Source organism: Carboxydothermus islandicus (assembly GCF_001950325.1).
GTDB lineage: Bacteria > Bacillota > Z-2901 > Carboxydothermales > Carboxydothermaceae > Carboxydothermus > Carboxydothermus islandicus.
The window spans coordinates 1-13281 of sequence record NZ_BDJL01000055.1; the positions used below are offsets into that span (position 1 = coordinate 1).

17 protein-coding genes and 1 pseudogene are annotated in these 13281 nt (G+C 42.5%); all 18 read right to left on the reverse strand.

Annotated features, from left to right (window positions below):
* Window positions 1–171: 171 nt before the first annotated feature.
* Window positions 172–366, reverse strand: coding sequence for a dodecin family protein (locus ciss_RS08145; protein WP_011344850.1), 195 nt, complete (start codon window positions 364–366; stop codon window positions 172–174).
* A 115-nt stretch (window positions 367–481) separates the two neighbouring features.
* A complete protein-coding gene (sigF, locus tag ciss_RS08150) occupies window positions 482–1234 on the reverse strand; it encodes an RNA polymerase sporulation sigma factor SigF (protein ID WP_075865775.1) in 753 nt (250 codons plus the stop codon).
* 17 nt (window positions 1235–1251) lie between these two features.
* A complete protein-coding gene (locus ciss_RS08155; RefSeq protein ID WP_075865776.1) occupies window positions 1252–1680 on the reverse strand; it encodes an ATP-binding protein in 429 nt (142 codons plus the stop codon).
* A complete protein-coding gene (spoIIAA, locus tag ciss_RS08160; protein WP_075865777.1) occupies window positions 1670–2017 on the reverse strand; it encodes an anti-sigma F factor antagonist in 348 nt (115 codons plus the stop codon). Before spoIIAA ends, ciss_RS08155 begins: the two co-directional genes overlap by 11 nt.
* A gap of 90 nt (window positions 2018–2107) precedes the next feature.
* A complete protein-coding gene (locus ciss_RS08165; protein ID WP_075865778.1) occupies window positions 2108–3241 on the reverse strand; it encodes a D-alanyl-D-alanine carboxypeptidase family protein in 1134 nt (377 codons plus the stop codon).
* A 72-nt stretch (window positions 3242–3313) separates the two neighbouring features.
* On the reverse strand, window positions 3314–4480 hold the full coding sequence (locus ciss_RS08170) for a phosphopentomutase (protein WP_075865779.1): 1167 nt from the start codon (window positions 4478–4480) through the stop codon (window positions 3314–3316).
* Between the two features lie 12 nt (window positions 4481–4492).
* Window positions 4493–5356 (reverse strand): site-specific tyrosine recombinase XerD, encoded by an 864-nt coding sequence (xerD, locus tag ciss_RS08175; RefSeq protein ID WP_075865780.1) that lies wholly within the window; start codon window positions 5354–5356, stop codon window positions 4493–4495.
* A gap of 9 nt (window positions 5357–5365) precedes the next feature.
* The gene (gene spoIIM, locus ciss_RS08180; RefSeq protein ID WP_075865781.1) at window positions 5366–5980 is read right to left on the reverse strand and encodes a stage II sporulation protein M; all 615 of its coding nucleotides are present in this window, start codon (window positions 5978–5980) and stop codon (window positions 5366–5368) included.
* Window positions 5981–6037: 57 nt separating this feature from the next.
* Window positions 6038–6694, reverse strand: coding sequence for a hypothetical protein (locus ciss_RS08185; RefSeq protein ID WP_075866015.1), 657 nt, complete (start codon window positions 6692–6694; stop codon window positions 6038–6040).
* Window positions 6687–7775 carry a DUF3866 family protein gene (locus ciss_RS08190; protein ID WP_075865782.1) on the reverse strand — a complete coding sequence of 363 codons (1089 nt, stop codon included), beginning with the start codon at window positions 7773–7775 and terminating at the stop codon, window positions 6687–6689. The genes ciss_RS08185 and ciss_RS08190 overlap by 8 nt, the downstream gene beginning before the upstream one ends.
* 108 nt (window positions 7776–7883) lie before the next feature.
* The gene (locus ciss_RS08195) at window positions 7884–8081 is read right to left on the reverse strand and encodes a hypothetical protein (RefSeq protein ID WP_075865783.1); all 198 of its coding nucleotides are present in this window, start codon (window positions 8079–8081) and stop codon (window positions 7884–7886) included.
* Window positions 8082–8085: 4 nt separating this feature from the next.
* A complete protein-coding gene (locus tag ciss_RS08200; protein ID WP_075865784.1) occupies window positions 8086–9609 on the reverse strand; it encodes an HD domain-containing phosphohydrolase in 1524 nt (507 codons plus the stop codon).
* 21 nt (window positions 9610–9630) lie between these two features.
* Window positions 9631–10191, reverse strand: a complete 561-nt coding sequence (locus ciss_RS08205; protein ID WP_075865785.1) for a 2-oxoacid:ferredoxin oxidoreductase subunit gamma family protein — start codon at window positions 10189–10191, stop codon at window positions 9631–9633.
* Window positions 10191–10928 carry a thiamine pyrophosphate-dependent enzyme gene (locus ciss_RS08210; protein WP_075865786.1) on the reverse strand — a complete coding sequence of 246 codons (738 nt, stop codon included), beginning with the start codon at window positions 10926–10928 and terminating at the stop codon, window positions 10191–10193. The genes ciss_RS08205 and ciss_RS08210 overlap by 1 nt, the downstream gene beginning before the upstream one ends.
* Window position 10929: 1 nt before the next feature.
* On the reverse strand, window positions 10930–11997 hold the full coding sequence (locus tag ciss_RS08215) for a 3-methyl-2-oxobutanoate dehydrogenase subunit VorB (RefSeq protein WP_075865787.1): 1068 nt from the start codon (window positions 11995–11997) through the stop codon (window positions 10930–10932).
* Entirely contained in the window at window positions 11994–12203 is a 210-nt protein-coding gene (locus ciss_RS08220; RefSeq protein WP_075865788.1) for a 4Fe-4S dicluster domain-containing protein, read from the reverse strand. Before ciss_RS08220 ends, ciss_RS08215 begins: the two co-directional genes overlap by 4 nt.
* Window positions 12204–12301: 98 nt before the next feature.
* On the reverse strand, window positions 12302–13069 hold the full coding sequence (locus tag ciss_RS08225) for an MraY family glycosyltransferase (protein WP_075865789.1): 768 nt from the start codon (window positions 13067–13069) through the stop codon (window positions 12302–12304).
* 48 nt (window positions 13070–13117) lie between these two features.
* A pseudogene (locus ciss_RS13580) lies at window positions 13118–13281 on the reverse strand (glycosyltransferase family 2 protein); the annotation flags it as partial.

Genomic DNA, 13281 nt, shown 5'->3' on the forward strand with positions numbered 1-13281 from the left:
GCTATATCTAAAAATAATTTGTCCCTACATTTTCGAGAGGTTTAAAAAATCGATGCAGTATTTTCAAGGGTTTGCGGGCTTTTTTAGGCCGTTTTTCGCAATTAACTGACAAACTCGGGAAAATATAATTTTCCCCCTTAAAAGTAAAAAAATAACGGAGGAAATCCTCCGTTATTCCACATAGGCAACTTTTACATTGGCCTTATATTCTACTACCCGTCCGCCTTCCACATTAGCGGTAAAATTTAAAATCTCTACTCCGGTTACTGTCCCTAAGGACCGCGATGCTTCATTTACTGCGGTTTGTACCGCATCCTTCCAGCCGGTGGGTGATTCTCCTACTAATTCGGCTACTTTTACATGCATTGCTGATTCCTCCTTAAAAAATTTTTTTCCTTTTATTAAAATGAACCCTGAAGCGGCTATTTATTAAGGTAATATTTTATTGTTTTGCTATTTTTTGTTGGTCAAGGAAATAAATTTAACTCTCGTTCAGGTACCGTTTTAATTTTAAGAGGGCTTGTCTTTCAAGTCTTGAAACCTGTACCTGGGAAATTCCGAGAGTTTTGGCAATCTCCATTTGGGTTTTCTCTTTAAAAAAACGGTTAATTAAAATATACCGCTCCCGCGGTTCTAATTTGTTCAGCACCTCTTTTATCGAGATATTTTCTAAAAGGGTTTGTTCTTCATCCCCTTCCTGCTTAATCTGATCTAAAAGGTATATCGGATCTCCATCATCCTGATGAACCGTTTCAAAAAGTGAAGCTAAGCTCTGTCCTGCTTCCAAAGCTTCAACAATCGCCTCCCGCGAATAACCAAGAGTTTCTTCCAGTTCGGCTATTGTAGGTTCCCGGCCTAATTTTACGGTAAGCGCTTCTTTTTCTTTTAAAATCTTTACCCCAAGTTCTTTAGTAGAACGACTAACCCGGATAGGCTGGTCATCTCTTAGAAAACGGCGAATTTCCCCCACAATCATGGGAACCGCATAGGTGGAAAACTTCACCTGTTGTTTTAAATCAAATTTATCAATGGCTTTAATTAGCCCAATCGTCCCAATTTGAAACAAGTCTTCAACCTCGTATCCCCGGTGTAAAAAGCGTTCCACCACTTTAAATACTAATTTTAAATTACAATTGATAAGCTTTTCCCGGGCAGCCACATCCCCCTTTTGGGCTTTTTCTATCAATTCTTTTATTTCCTGTTCACCGAGCCTTGGGAAGCGGGGTAAATTCATGGAAGAAAAACGAAAGTTCACACGGTTCTGTTATCTTTTAAAATTCTTTTAAATAAAACCACTTTTGTCCCCCGCTCCATAGGCACGATTTCCACCCGGTCCATTAAACTCTGCATAAAGAGAAAGCCCAAACCCGGATGCTCATCTTCCGGGTCCAATACCATTTTTTCCCGAATTTTTTCCAGTTCGATACCCTTCCCAAAATCTATTACTTCAATATACATCCCTTCCTCGGTAAAGTAACCATTAACCTTTATTTCTCCGGGATTATTACCGTAACCGTGAACGATGCTATTGGTAACCGCCTCGGACACTGCAACTTTAATATCGTCCAATTCGGGAAGGGTTAAATCCTTCTGAGCAGCAAAAGCCGCCACAACAACCCTTACCAAACCGATATTTTCTTTTAACGCGGGAATCGTCAGGTTAAAATAGTTATGCTTCATGAGTTTTTTCCTCCCAAACTTCCTCTTCCCGGGAAATTCCTTTCATAATCCGGAAAAAACCGGACAGTTCTAAGATCTTTTTAATCTTTTCATTGGCAGAAGCTAAGTACACCCTACCCCCAAGACTTCTTATTTTTTTAAACCGCCCCAGGATCACCCCAAGTCCGGAACTATCGATAAAGTTAACGTTCTTTAAGTTAAAGACAATATCCTTTACCGGATAATTTTCAATTATTTCGTCAACTTCCCGGCGCAGCCGGTCTGCCTCCTTTAAATCTACCTCTCCGGTTATTCGAACAAATAACACCTTATTTTTAACTTCCTTTTCTACTTCCAAAAAAATCCCCCCAGAAATAGGTTTTAAAACAATAATTCTCTATAATCCAAATTTTTCCTGCCAGAAGTAAAAAAATAAGTAGCAAAAAAGCTACTCAAAAGTTAAAAGGCTTTTTAAAAATCGCCCGATGGCAAGGGCAAGTCGAGCCCTGGGACAATCTTCTAAAGACTTTAGAGGGGCTCTGCCGATTATCTTTGTCCCATCGTAAATAACAACTTCCCCCACTACCTGACCGTTTTTTACCGGAGCGGTAATTTTGTCCGGAAGTTTTAATTCATAACGGAGATTTAAATTTTTCCCTTTTTCTTCAACTAACAATACCGGCGCTCCGGGTCCAACCATTATTTGTTCCTTTTCTCCCTTTACCACTTTAACATTAACGGAAAATTTTTCCGCTAATATCCGGTACGCCTTAAAATTGGCGTAACCGTAATTATATAACTTAATCGATTCAGCAAAGTGGCTTTTTTTAGCCTCACAACCTAAAACTACGGCAATTAAACGAAGATCATCACGTTTAGCGGTAGAAGCCAAACAATAACCCGCTTCTTCCGTCCAGCCGGTCTTTCCGGCGTCTACCCCGCGGTAGTACCAGAGCAGCTTATTGGTATTAAAGCGGCGGGTTTCACCACCCCTTAATGTAAGCTCCTTAATCTGGCTAAGTTCTAAAAAAAGCGGATGCTTAATCGCTTCTCTTAATAAAATAGCTATATCGTAACAGGTACTGTAATGGTTAGGGTCATCAAAACCGTAGCTGTTAACAAAATGGGTATTGGTCATGCCGAGTTCTTCCGCCTTTTTGTTCATTTCCTCCACAAAAGCCTGTTCGTTCCCCGCTACCGTTTCGGCTACCGCGACACAAGCATCGTTGGCCGAAGCAACCGCTACGGCCATTAAGAGGTCTTTAAAGGAAAACTCTTCCCCGGCATACATGTAAAGCTGGGATCCCCCCATGGAGGCAGCTTCTTCACTAACCTTTATTATATCATCCAGGTTAACTTTCCCTTTTTCAACCGCTTCTATGGCTAAAAGTAATGTCATCAATTTTGTTACGCTGGCAATGGGAAGTTTTTTATGAATTTCTTTTTCGTATAAAATCTTACCGGTATAAGGTTCCATTAAAATTGCTGCCTTAGCGTTAATTTCCAGAGGAGCAGCTAAAGCGTTAGTATTTAGTCCAAGGCATAAAACCAGTAAAAGGTAAATTACAAGCCTTTTAGGCATAAAAATTCCCCCCTCTTGTCCCTGTTTCACCAATAGTATATTTGAGGGAGGAAAGGTTTATGCACTTTTCCTTTATTTTCTTATTTCGCCCCAAAAACTTTGACCTACTCCCGGTTCCAAACCAAAAATCTCTTCTAAGGTCGCCGCTACATCGGCAAAGGTTTCCCGGATGCCCAGGTTTACATCTTCCTTAACACCCCGACCGTAAACCAGAAGGGGTACGTATTCCCGGGAATGGTCGGTACTGGGAGTTGTAGGGTCACAGCCATGGTCGGCGGTAATTATTAATAAGTCATCTTCTCTTAGTTTCTCCATAATCTTTGGAAGATAGGAATCAAATTGTTTTAACGCTTCATAGTAACCTTCAGCATTATTTCTATGCCCGTATATCATATCAAAATCTACCAGGTTAGTAAATAAAAGGCCAGTAAACTCTTTAGAAAGTAATTCAACCGTTTTTAAGATTCCATCTTCATTGTTTTTCGTTGATTCATGCCAGGTAAGCCCACGCCCGGCAAAAATATCGTAAATCTTGCCTACTCCCAGGACCTCATACCCCTGCTCCACCAATTTATCTAAGACGGTTTTCCCCACAGGCTCCAAAGAGTAATCGTGGCGGTTGGCAGTTCGCTTAAAATTTCCGGGAGTGCCTGTAAACGGCCGAGCAATCACCCGCCCCACCGCATGTTCGCCGGTGAGTAGGCCGCGGGCAATCTTACACATTTTGTATAATTCATCTAAGGGAATTACTTCTTCATGGGCAGCTATCTGGAAGACACTGTCCGCCGACGTATAAACAATAGGATAGCCGGTCCGCATATGTTCCTCGCCCAATTCTTCAATAATAGCAGTACCGGAAGCGGGTTTATTCCCTAAAGTTTTCCGGCCTATGGCCTCCTCAAAACGCCTAATTAAATCTTCCGGAAACCCGTTGGGATATACCGGAAAAGGTTTTTCTAAGATCAGTCCGCAAATCTCCCAATGGCCGGTAGTGGTATCTTTGCCAGGAGACTTTTCTCCCATTTTACCGTAAGCCCCAAGAGCTTTAATATCTCCTTTTAGCCCTAAAATAGAGTGAATTTTCCCCAGCCCAAGTTTTTCTAAGTTTGGAAGCTCAAAACCTCCTACTTGTTTTGCGGTATTGGCAAGGGTATTGCTGCCTTCATCACCGTAAAGGTAGGCATCGGGTAGTTCGCCAATGCCGGCGCTATCCAGAACTATTAACACTACTCTTTTCACAAAAAATACCTCCTAAGCTCGTGGATGTGCTTTGCGAAATACCTCACGCAGTTTTCTTGTAGTTAAGTGGGTATAAATTTGCGTCGTTTCAATAAAACTGTGACCAAGAAGTTCCTGAACAATTCTTAAATCCGCACCATTCTCCAGGAGATGAGTGGCAAAAGAATGGCGGATTAAATGGGGTGTCAGGTTTTTGGCGATTCCAGCTTTTTGCCCGTATCTTTTTAGCATTTTCCAGAATCCCTGACGGGTAAAACCACTACCCTTTCGGGTAATAAAAAGTTTTAAAGAGTTGCTTTTCCGTTTGGCTCTCAGGGCTAAGTACTGGTTTAAATAGTGAGCTGCTACTTCTCCAAAGGGTACAATCCGCATTTTTGCCCCTTTACCCAAGATTTTAACATATCTCTCGTCTAAATATAAGTTAGGTAGTTCAAGATTAATTAACTCCGATACTCTAAGCCCGGTAGCATAAAGCAGTTCTAACATCGCCCTGTCTCTAACCCCTTCCCAGGTAGAAAGGTCGGGGGCTTTTAGGAGCAAATCAATTTCTTCGTAACTTAAGATTTCCGGTAATTTTAACCCAAGTTTAGGCCCGTCCACATCTAAAGCAGGATTTTCCCCGACTATTTTTTCCCGAAGCAAATATTTATAAAAACTTCGGATCGCCGCAAGATTTCTCGCTACACTTGCCGGTTTTAAATCCCGGGCTAAATCCTGCAAATAAAGTTTAATATCATTAGACGTTGCGTCAATGATGCTAATATTTCGTTTTTCCAAAAAAGAAACAAACTTCTCTAAATCCCGGCGGTAAGACAGGAGAGTATTAAGAGAAAAACCCTTTTCTAACAATAAATAATCGATAAAAAGGTCAAGCATTAAACCACCTTACTTTAAAAAGTAAAGAATTATTTTAGGAGATAAATAAGCTTCTACCGCCGCCGCTCCGTAAGCCGCAGCCACGGCGAAAACCATTAAAACCACGTAACCGGCAAAAGTTAAACCCAAATTTTTCTCTCTACTGAAGTAAACCTTAAAAAGTTTCAGGGCAAAAACTACCGTTCCCGAAGCTGCCAGTAATAAAGAAGGCAAATAAACAATATTTTGGGGTAACAGGGCGGCCAGAGCCAAAAATACTCCTTTTCCGGGATTTTGGGAAGCTAAAATTGCACCGGTAAAACCAAGCATAACTCCCCGGCTAAAAACCACCGCAAAAGCCACCGGAAAGCCAATTGCCGAAAGCCCTATAAGAAAAAGTAAAAGGTAAATGGAAAAAAGTTGACCGCTGGTATAGATAAAGACCGTTTCCGGTTTATAACTTTGCCTAACGGTGTTCAGTAATTTAGCTGCTTCCTGCACCACTATTTCTTTTTCCTGACTATCCAAAAGAATTGCTTCCCGGACTCCCCACCCTATACCACAGAGGAAAAAAATACACATCCCAAGATAAAGTAAAAAATATTTTCTTTGCGGCCAGGTGCTTAAAAACTCGTTTTCCCGCATCTTTTTCACCCCATACCTTTTGCGAAAGAGCTTAATAATAGGTATGAGGTAAAAAGTTTATCTATACCTTTCTAAGGCCAGGCGGTAGTAATAAAAAGCCCCTTCAACATCTTCAATACTGCGCCCACTGGCGGCCACCAGGGCAACCCGCCCATGGCGTTCTAAAGCATTTTTTACCCGGGCAAGACCTTTTTCCACCACTTCCTTGGTATTGCTTTTTACCGTTCGCGCTACAGTAACCGTAAAAACTTCGGGAGCACCGGCAGTAACCGCAGCATCAAAAGCCACCCCGCCGGAATCGGTTACCGCCACCACCACTTTCCCCTTAAAATCGGTTAGCTTAACCGTTTCTTTTCCTATGTTTGGAACTACATTTATTACCCGGCCACCAGCGGCGTTAATCCCGTCCACCACCGGCTGGATACGCCTTTGCCTTTCTATCTCATCCCCCACCCGGGGTTCGGCGATAATGATAATACCGGTATTTGCTTTTACTGCCTGGATTCCGGCCTTTTCCCCGATTCCATAAGGATTTAAGGGTACCGGCGCCCGAAAATTGGCAGGACTTGCTCCAAAAACAGCCACAGCTCCTTCCTCTAAGACCCCCTCCAGAGTTGTGGACATATCGATAACGTCCACCACCGCTACCGCCATTCCCGCTTGACCGCACCAGGCAGCCATACTGGCATCGGAAGTAACCAGTAACTTAGCCATCTTTTTCAACTCTCTTTCGCATTTCTACCGCAAGAACCCCTCCAGCAGCGGCCGTTAAAAAAAACTCCCGGTCGCTGGTAAAATCCCTACCCATGGTAGATAGATTCTCCACCTCTTCAAGTAGAAGTTTATTTAAAAATTCTTCGGAAAAATAATGAACTTTCACCCTTTGGGGGAAAGCTTTGACCTGCTCTAAAAGGCGCTCATTTTTCTTATAATCTTTTAACTCCGGTAGAGCCAGAAAAAAATCAACAAGGGCAATTTCGTTAATGACAGTGAGCGAATGATGACTTAAGCCAAAATGCCTTTCCCGGAGATCGGCAAAGGAGACCCGGGGTACCATAATAGGGCTACCTCCCAGGATTTTTACCGCATTTAGATACTCCCCTTGAGCCAGGGCGGTAGAACCCCATTTTGTACCGGTACCCACATTACCCGGTCCCATGGCAATTACTGCTACGTCGGCTTTTAGCGCTACTTTTGCCAAAATCAAAGCCGAATAAACGTTAACCGCCTCGATATCCCCGCCAAAGGCGTGGCCAAAGGTAATGGTTCCACAAATTAACCCCTTTTCCCTTAGATTTTTTACCGTTTTACTAAAGGCAATGGGCAGTGCCCCCTGGTCGCTCATAAGATAAGCAATTCTTAAATCCTTGTTCTGGGAGTTAATCCCGACAATTACCGGTAATAACTGGCTATGTAAGGTACAAACTACCACCGGCATACCGTCCAGGCTCTGGAAATTTTTGATCTCCAGGTGATAGGGACTGCCTTCCTCTTCCGCTGCCAGGCACTTTAGCTGTAACGGAGTATACCTGAGTTTCATAATATGTCCAGGACCTTTTAAATTTTGCCCTGGCCGGCTAAAATTGGCCACTACAAAATGAAAGCCGCCGGTTCCAAGCTTTAAGGTAACGGCCGTGGTGTTTAACAAAAGGTGGTCTCCTACCCGAACTTTTCCGGTAAGGTTAAGATAACAGATGGCTTTTTCTAAACTTCCTTCCACATCCACCAATAATTCCTGAGTTTCTTCATCTTCAGCCAAAATCTCTATAGCCTTGCCTTCTTTAAGTTCAATCATCTTAAGCCTCCGCCCGATCATCAACTTCACCTTTATTATAAACTTATTTATTACATAGAACAAATACCTTCTCCAAATAGCATAAAAAAAGGGGAGATTGACTCCCCTTTACTCTTCATAAAATAAACCACCCTCGCTGCAATAGGCCAAACACCTCCGGCAGTTCCAGCAGCGGTCGTATTTGATAAAAATTTTTATTTCTTTTTGATCAAAGTTTAAGGCACCGGGAACACAGGAAGATACCGCCCGGCAATTGTTTAAATGAGCACATTTCCGGCAGAGTTCATTTTTCACTTTAACTGGCATTTTTCTAACCCCCGTCTTCCTTTACTACTTCTAAAAAAGCCTCCACAACTTGCGGGTCAAACTGTTTGCCCTTTTGTTTTAAAATTTCGGCAATAGCTTCCTCTTTTGTTAGTGCCTTGCGGTAAGAACGGTCGGACGTCATCGCCTCAAAAGCATCGGCCACCGCCAGCACTCTTGCTTCCAAAGGTATTTCTTCCCCTTGAAGCCTTGCCGGATAGCCAGTTCCATCATACCATTCGTGGTGGTGGTAAATGATTTCAATAATATCCCGCATTTGCTCAATGGGTTTAATTATTTCAGCTCCAATTTCCGGATGTTTTTGGATTTCTCGATATTCTTCGGGCAGTAGGTTACCGGGCTTTTTTAATATTTTTTCAGAAATCCCGATTTTGCCAATATCATGCAAAAGTGCAGCTTTTTTGAGCTTTTCCAAGCGTTCCTCGGAAAAGCCTAATTTTTTCCCAATTTTTTCGGCAATAGCAGTAACCCGCAGGGAATGGCCGGCAGTATAAGAGTCCTTGGCTTCAATAGCCGTTACTAAAGCCCGGGTGATACTAAAGCAAAGCTCTTTGGATTGTTCATAAAGACGAACAATGGACATTTGTGCCGCTAAATAACCGCAAAATATTGTTAAGTAATCGAGGTTTTTAAACTCCCGGTTACCGTATAAATTTAAAAAACCAATCCTTTGCTCTTTTCCGGCCAAAGAAACAGTACAAACTTTCTGGTAGTTTTTCTCAAAAGTTAATTTAGTAAAACTTTCACCGGTAATAATTGTCTCACGATTTACGGTAGAAATAAGCGTTGAAAGAATATCGGCAGGAAGAACCCCCGGAAGTTCTTTTTTTTCAATGCCAAATACCGCTATAGGAAGAAGGTTTTCCTGCCTTTCATCCAAAACCCAGACTATCCCCGCCAAAGCACCGCTAATGTTTACCGCCATCTTTAAGCCAAAATCAGCAAGATCTTTTAAATCCACCATCTGGGCAATTTTTTGGGTTTTTGCAGTCAAATCCTGAAGTTTAGAAATCTCCTCGAGATAAAGCTTTTTTAACCGGTAATTTTCCCAGTATACCACCGCCACCCCAATAACCATGACAAAAAGAAAACCAGCTTTAAACAAAAAATCAAACCAATTAACTTCAGGGTCTAAGTAGCAAACAACAAAATACAAGGCAGTACTGACGCCGGCAGTTAAAAAACCAAACTGCGGACCATAATAAAAGGTGTGAATAGCCACTAACAGCAAGTAGCCAAAATAAAATAAACTATAACCGAGACCGGTGTGGTAAATTAGTGTTGTTAATAGCAAACAATCCAGCCAAAAAGAAACTTTATAACCAAAATCTCTTTTTTCTGGTTTTTTTAATAAATATGCATACAAAACAAGAGAATAAATAACAGCAATTAAAAAAATAAGAAAAGCTTTTTTATTAATTGGCTCCGGATTAAAAAGAAAATAAAGCAAAGCACCAAACAACGCAAGAAAGCGCAAACGGTGAAAATCACCGATTACTTGGTCCGCCATAAAATACACTCCAACTACCTTTTAATTAACTGTTTCGACATGATTCGCCCGTTTTCCTGCATCATCATATCCCCGCCAAAAAGCTTTTTCGTTTAAGGGATAAACACCTTTAGGTCCAAATACTTCTTTTAGAACCCCTAATATGGTTTCAGCCTTTACTACCGAAGTTAAAGCAATTAAAGCTCCCAGGAGATAAATATTTACCGCTTTCATGCTCCCTAATTCCAAACAGGCCTGGTTTGCCGGCAAAAAAACCTGCCTTACCGGACCGGAAAGCTTAACATCCACTAAATCGGAGTTAACTATCACAATACCTCCGGGTACGGTTTTAGGTAAAAACTTTAAATACGAGGGTTTATTAAATGCCACCAGCACTTCCGGTTCAAAAACCAGGGGACTTACCACTTCTCCCTCTTCTTCTATTACCACAGCACAGTTAGCAGTTCCTCCCCGCATTTCCGGTCCATACGCCGGAAGCCAGGATACTCCCTTATTTTCTAAAAGGGCAGCTTTAGCCAGGAGTTCTCCCATTAACAGCACTCCCTGACCTCCAAAACCAGCCATTAAAAAATTTTTTCCCATTACTCCACCCCCTCTTGCGGGGTTTTATATTCCCCGAGCGGGTAGTATGCTATCATTTTTTCATCTACCCATTTTAAGGCCTCAACCGGAGAAACTCCCCAGTTAGTAGGGCAGGCTGACAGTACTTCAACAATGGAAAAGCCCAGGTTAGCTCTCTGCACCTTAAAAGCTTTTCTTAAGGCTTTTTTGGCATCTAAAATTCGTTTTGGGGTATTTAAAGCTACCCGGGCCGCATACGCTACACCATCTAAAACGCTTAACATCTCCACCATTTTTACCGGATAGCCCTGCTGGGAAGGATTTCGACCTTCGGGGGTGGTGGTAGTTTTTTGCCCGGTAAGGGTGGTGGGAGCCATTTGTCCTCCGGTCATTCCATATACGGCATTATTGATAAATATTGCCGTAATTTTCTCCCCCCGGGCTGCAGCATGAACAATTTCCCCGGTACCAATAGCAGCCAGGTCCCCATCCCCCTGATAAGTAAACACCAGCCGGTCAGGCTTCACCCTCTTAACTCCCGTAGCCACCGCCGGTGCTCGTCCGTGAGCAGCTGCCACCCAGTCAATATCAAGATAATCGTAGATAAAAACACTGCAACCTACCGAACTTATCCCAACGGTTTCTTCTGGATTAAATTCCTCTAAAACCTCCGCCAAAAGCCGGTGCATAATACCGTGATGGCAACCGGGACAGTAATGAAAATTTTTTTCGGTTAAAAGGGCCGGACGTTTAAACACTTTATTCCACCTCCCGGGCTATAGCTAACACTTTTTCCATGATTTGGTTACTTTCAGGTACCATACCTCCCGTTCTGCCAAAAAAATCTACCTCAATTCTTCCATTGACCGCCAAACGCACATCTTCCACCATCTGTCCGCCGTTCATCTCCACCGTTAATATTTTTTTAGCTGCCGGAATACTGGCTGCAGTAAAAGCTTTCTTGGGAAAAGGCCAAAGGGTAATGGGACGAATCAAGCCTGCCTTAATTCCCCGCTCCCGTACTTTCAACACCACACTTTTCGCAATGCGTGCCATCGTACCAAAACTTACTAAGATAATTTGGGCATCTTCCACCAAAAAATTTTCATGTAACGGCTCACTCTCTTCAATTTGCCGGTATTTAGCAAATTGCTGCTCTAAATGTTTTTCGTTTTCTTCCGGAACAATATAGAGCGAATTTATTATCCTTCTGGTCTTATCATTCCGCTCAATTTTCCCGGTAGCCGCCCAGGGTTTTGGTGGCGGGTTTACTTCCTTTAACGGCGGTAGTTCTACCGGCTCCATTACCTGCCCTAATATTCCATCCCCCAGGACCATCACCGGCATGCGATACTTATCCGCTAAATCAAAGGCTTTTTCCATTAAAGTAAAAATTTCCCCCACATTAGCCGGCGCTAAAACAATAACCCGGTAATCACCGTGCCCTCCCCCTTTAACCGCCTGAAAATAATCGGCCTGGGTTGGTGCTATATTGCCAAGTCCGGGACCCCCCCGCATAATATTGACGATAACCGCCGGAAGCTCGGCTCCCGCCAGGTAAGAAATCCCTTCCTGCATTAAGCTTATCCCGGGTCCCGAGGAAGACGTCATCACCCTGGCTCCGGCCGCAGCCGCTCCATAAACCATGTTAATTGCCGCTACTTCGCTTTCCGCCTGTAAAAACACCCCTCCCACTTCCGGAAGCCTTTTTGCTAAATAGTGGGGCACCTCACTTTGGGGAGTAATGGGATAACCAAAAAAATAGCGGCAACCGGCCCGTACAGCAGCTTCGGCAAACGCTTCATTTCCCTTCATCAAAACTTTCATTTTTTATTCACCTCCACCGTCAAAGCCGCATCGGGACAGACCAGGTAACAAAAACCGCATTCCCGGCAGTTTTCAGGATTTACCACTTCTACCGGATTATAACCTAATAAATTAATCTCCCGGGAAACCGCCAGGACCTTTGCGGGACAGATATTAATACAAAGTCCGCAACTTTTGCAGTACTCCTTAGAAACAACTACACCCAATTTGTTCCCCCCTCTTTTTCTTAAAAAAAAAGCGGTTCTGATAACCGCTTTTTTTTTAAATTTTTGTACTTATTCGACTTTTTCTGCAAAAATCCTTCTTACCTTCCCAGTTCATCAAGGTAATTTAATACCCGATTATTTTTTATAATTTCCGTGAGTGAATATTTTTCCGTAAAAAGGTGAAACAAAATTAAAAAAACCACAACCCCAACTTTTACTTTAAGAGAAAAAAGGAGCACTCCTGAATAACCCAAAATAAATCCAAGCACATTGGACCCTGCATCTCCCATCATTACCCTGGCTTTTAAATCCCAAGGTAGGTAAGCGGAAATAATCCCTAAAGCCAAAAAGAGGAAAGTCGCCGCCGGATAGTTAAAGTAACTAATTCCAATAAAGAGGCCAATTAAAATAAACACCTTTCCAGCTCTTCCCGGCCGAAGATCAAAAAGGTTCATAAAATTAATCCCCAGGACTATCAGTAAAAAATCTACGATAAAATACCAAAAAGGCTCTTTTACCGTCAACATTAAAGCTAAGAAGGCACCACCAATTGCCTTTAAAACTCCGGTAGTAAGTTCGTGCTCAAAAATTAACTTTTTAAAATGCCCTTTTAACCCTTTAGCCCGGGCATCGCCCAAAAAATCATCAATAATCCCCAAGAAGGTCATGGTTGAAACCCCTGAATAAAACAAAAACCAGTAACTTCCCCGGGAAAAAATTAAGATTAGCGGTGCCAACAAAAGCATCACTAATAAAAAAACCAGCCCCCCCGATTGGGGGATTAACTCACCGCGAAAATTTTGTCTTAAATGTCCTGTTTTGGTTAGCAAGTTTAAAACGGGAGGAATGGTCAGGTAAGTTACCATGTAGGCAACTGCAAAAAATAAAACTTTCGTAAAGATTGGTTACACCCCCTATTTACTTCCAACCTTTCTTCTGATAATTTCTTTTAAAATATCGGCAAATTGTCTACCGCGATGAAGAAAGCCTTTTAAATCCCTGCCGGTCTCCCGGTGGGTCATGGGCACCGCCACTTCAACAATCCGGTAACCTTTTTTTAGAGCATCCACCGTCATCC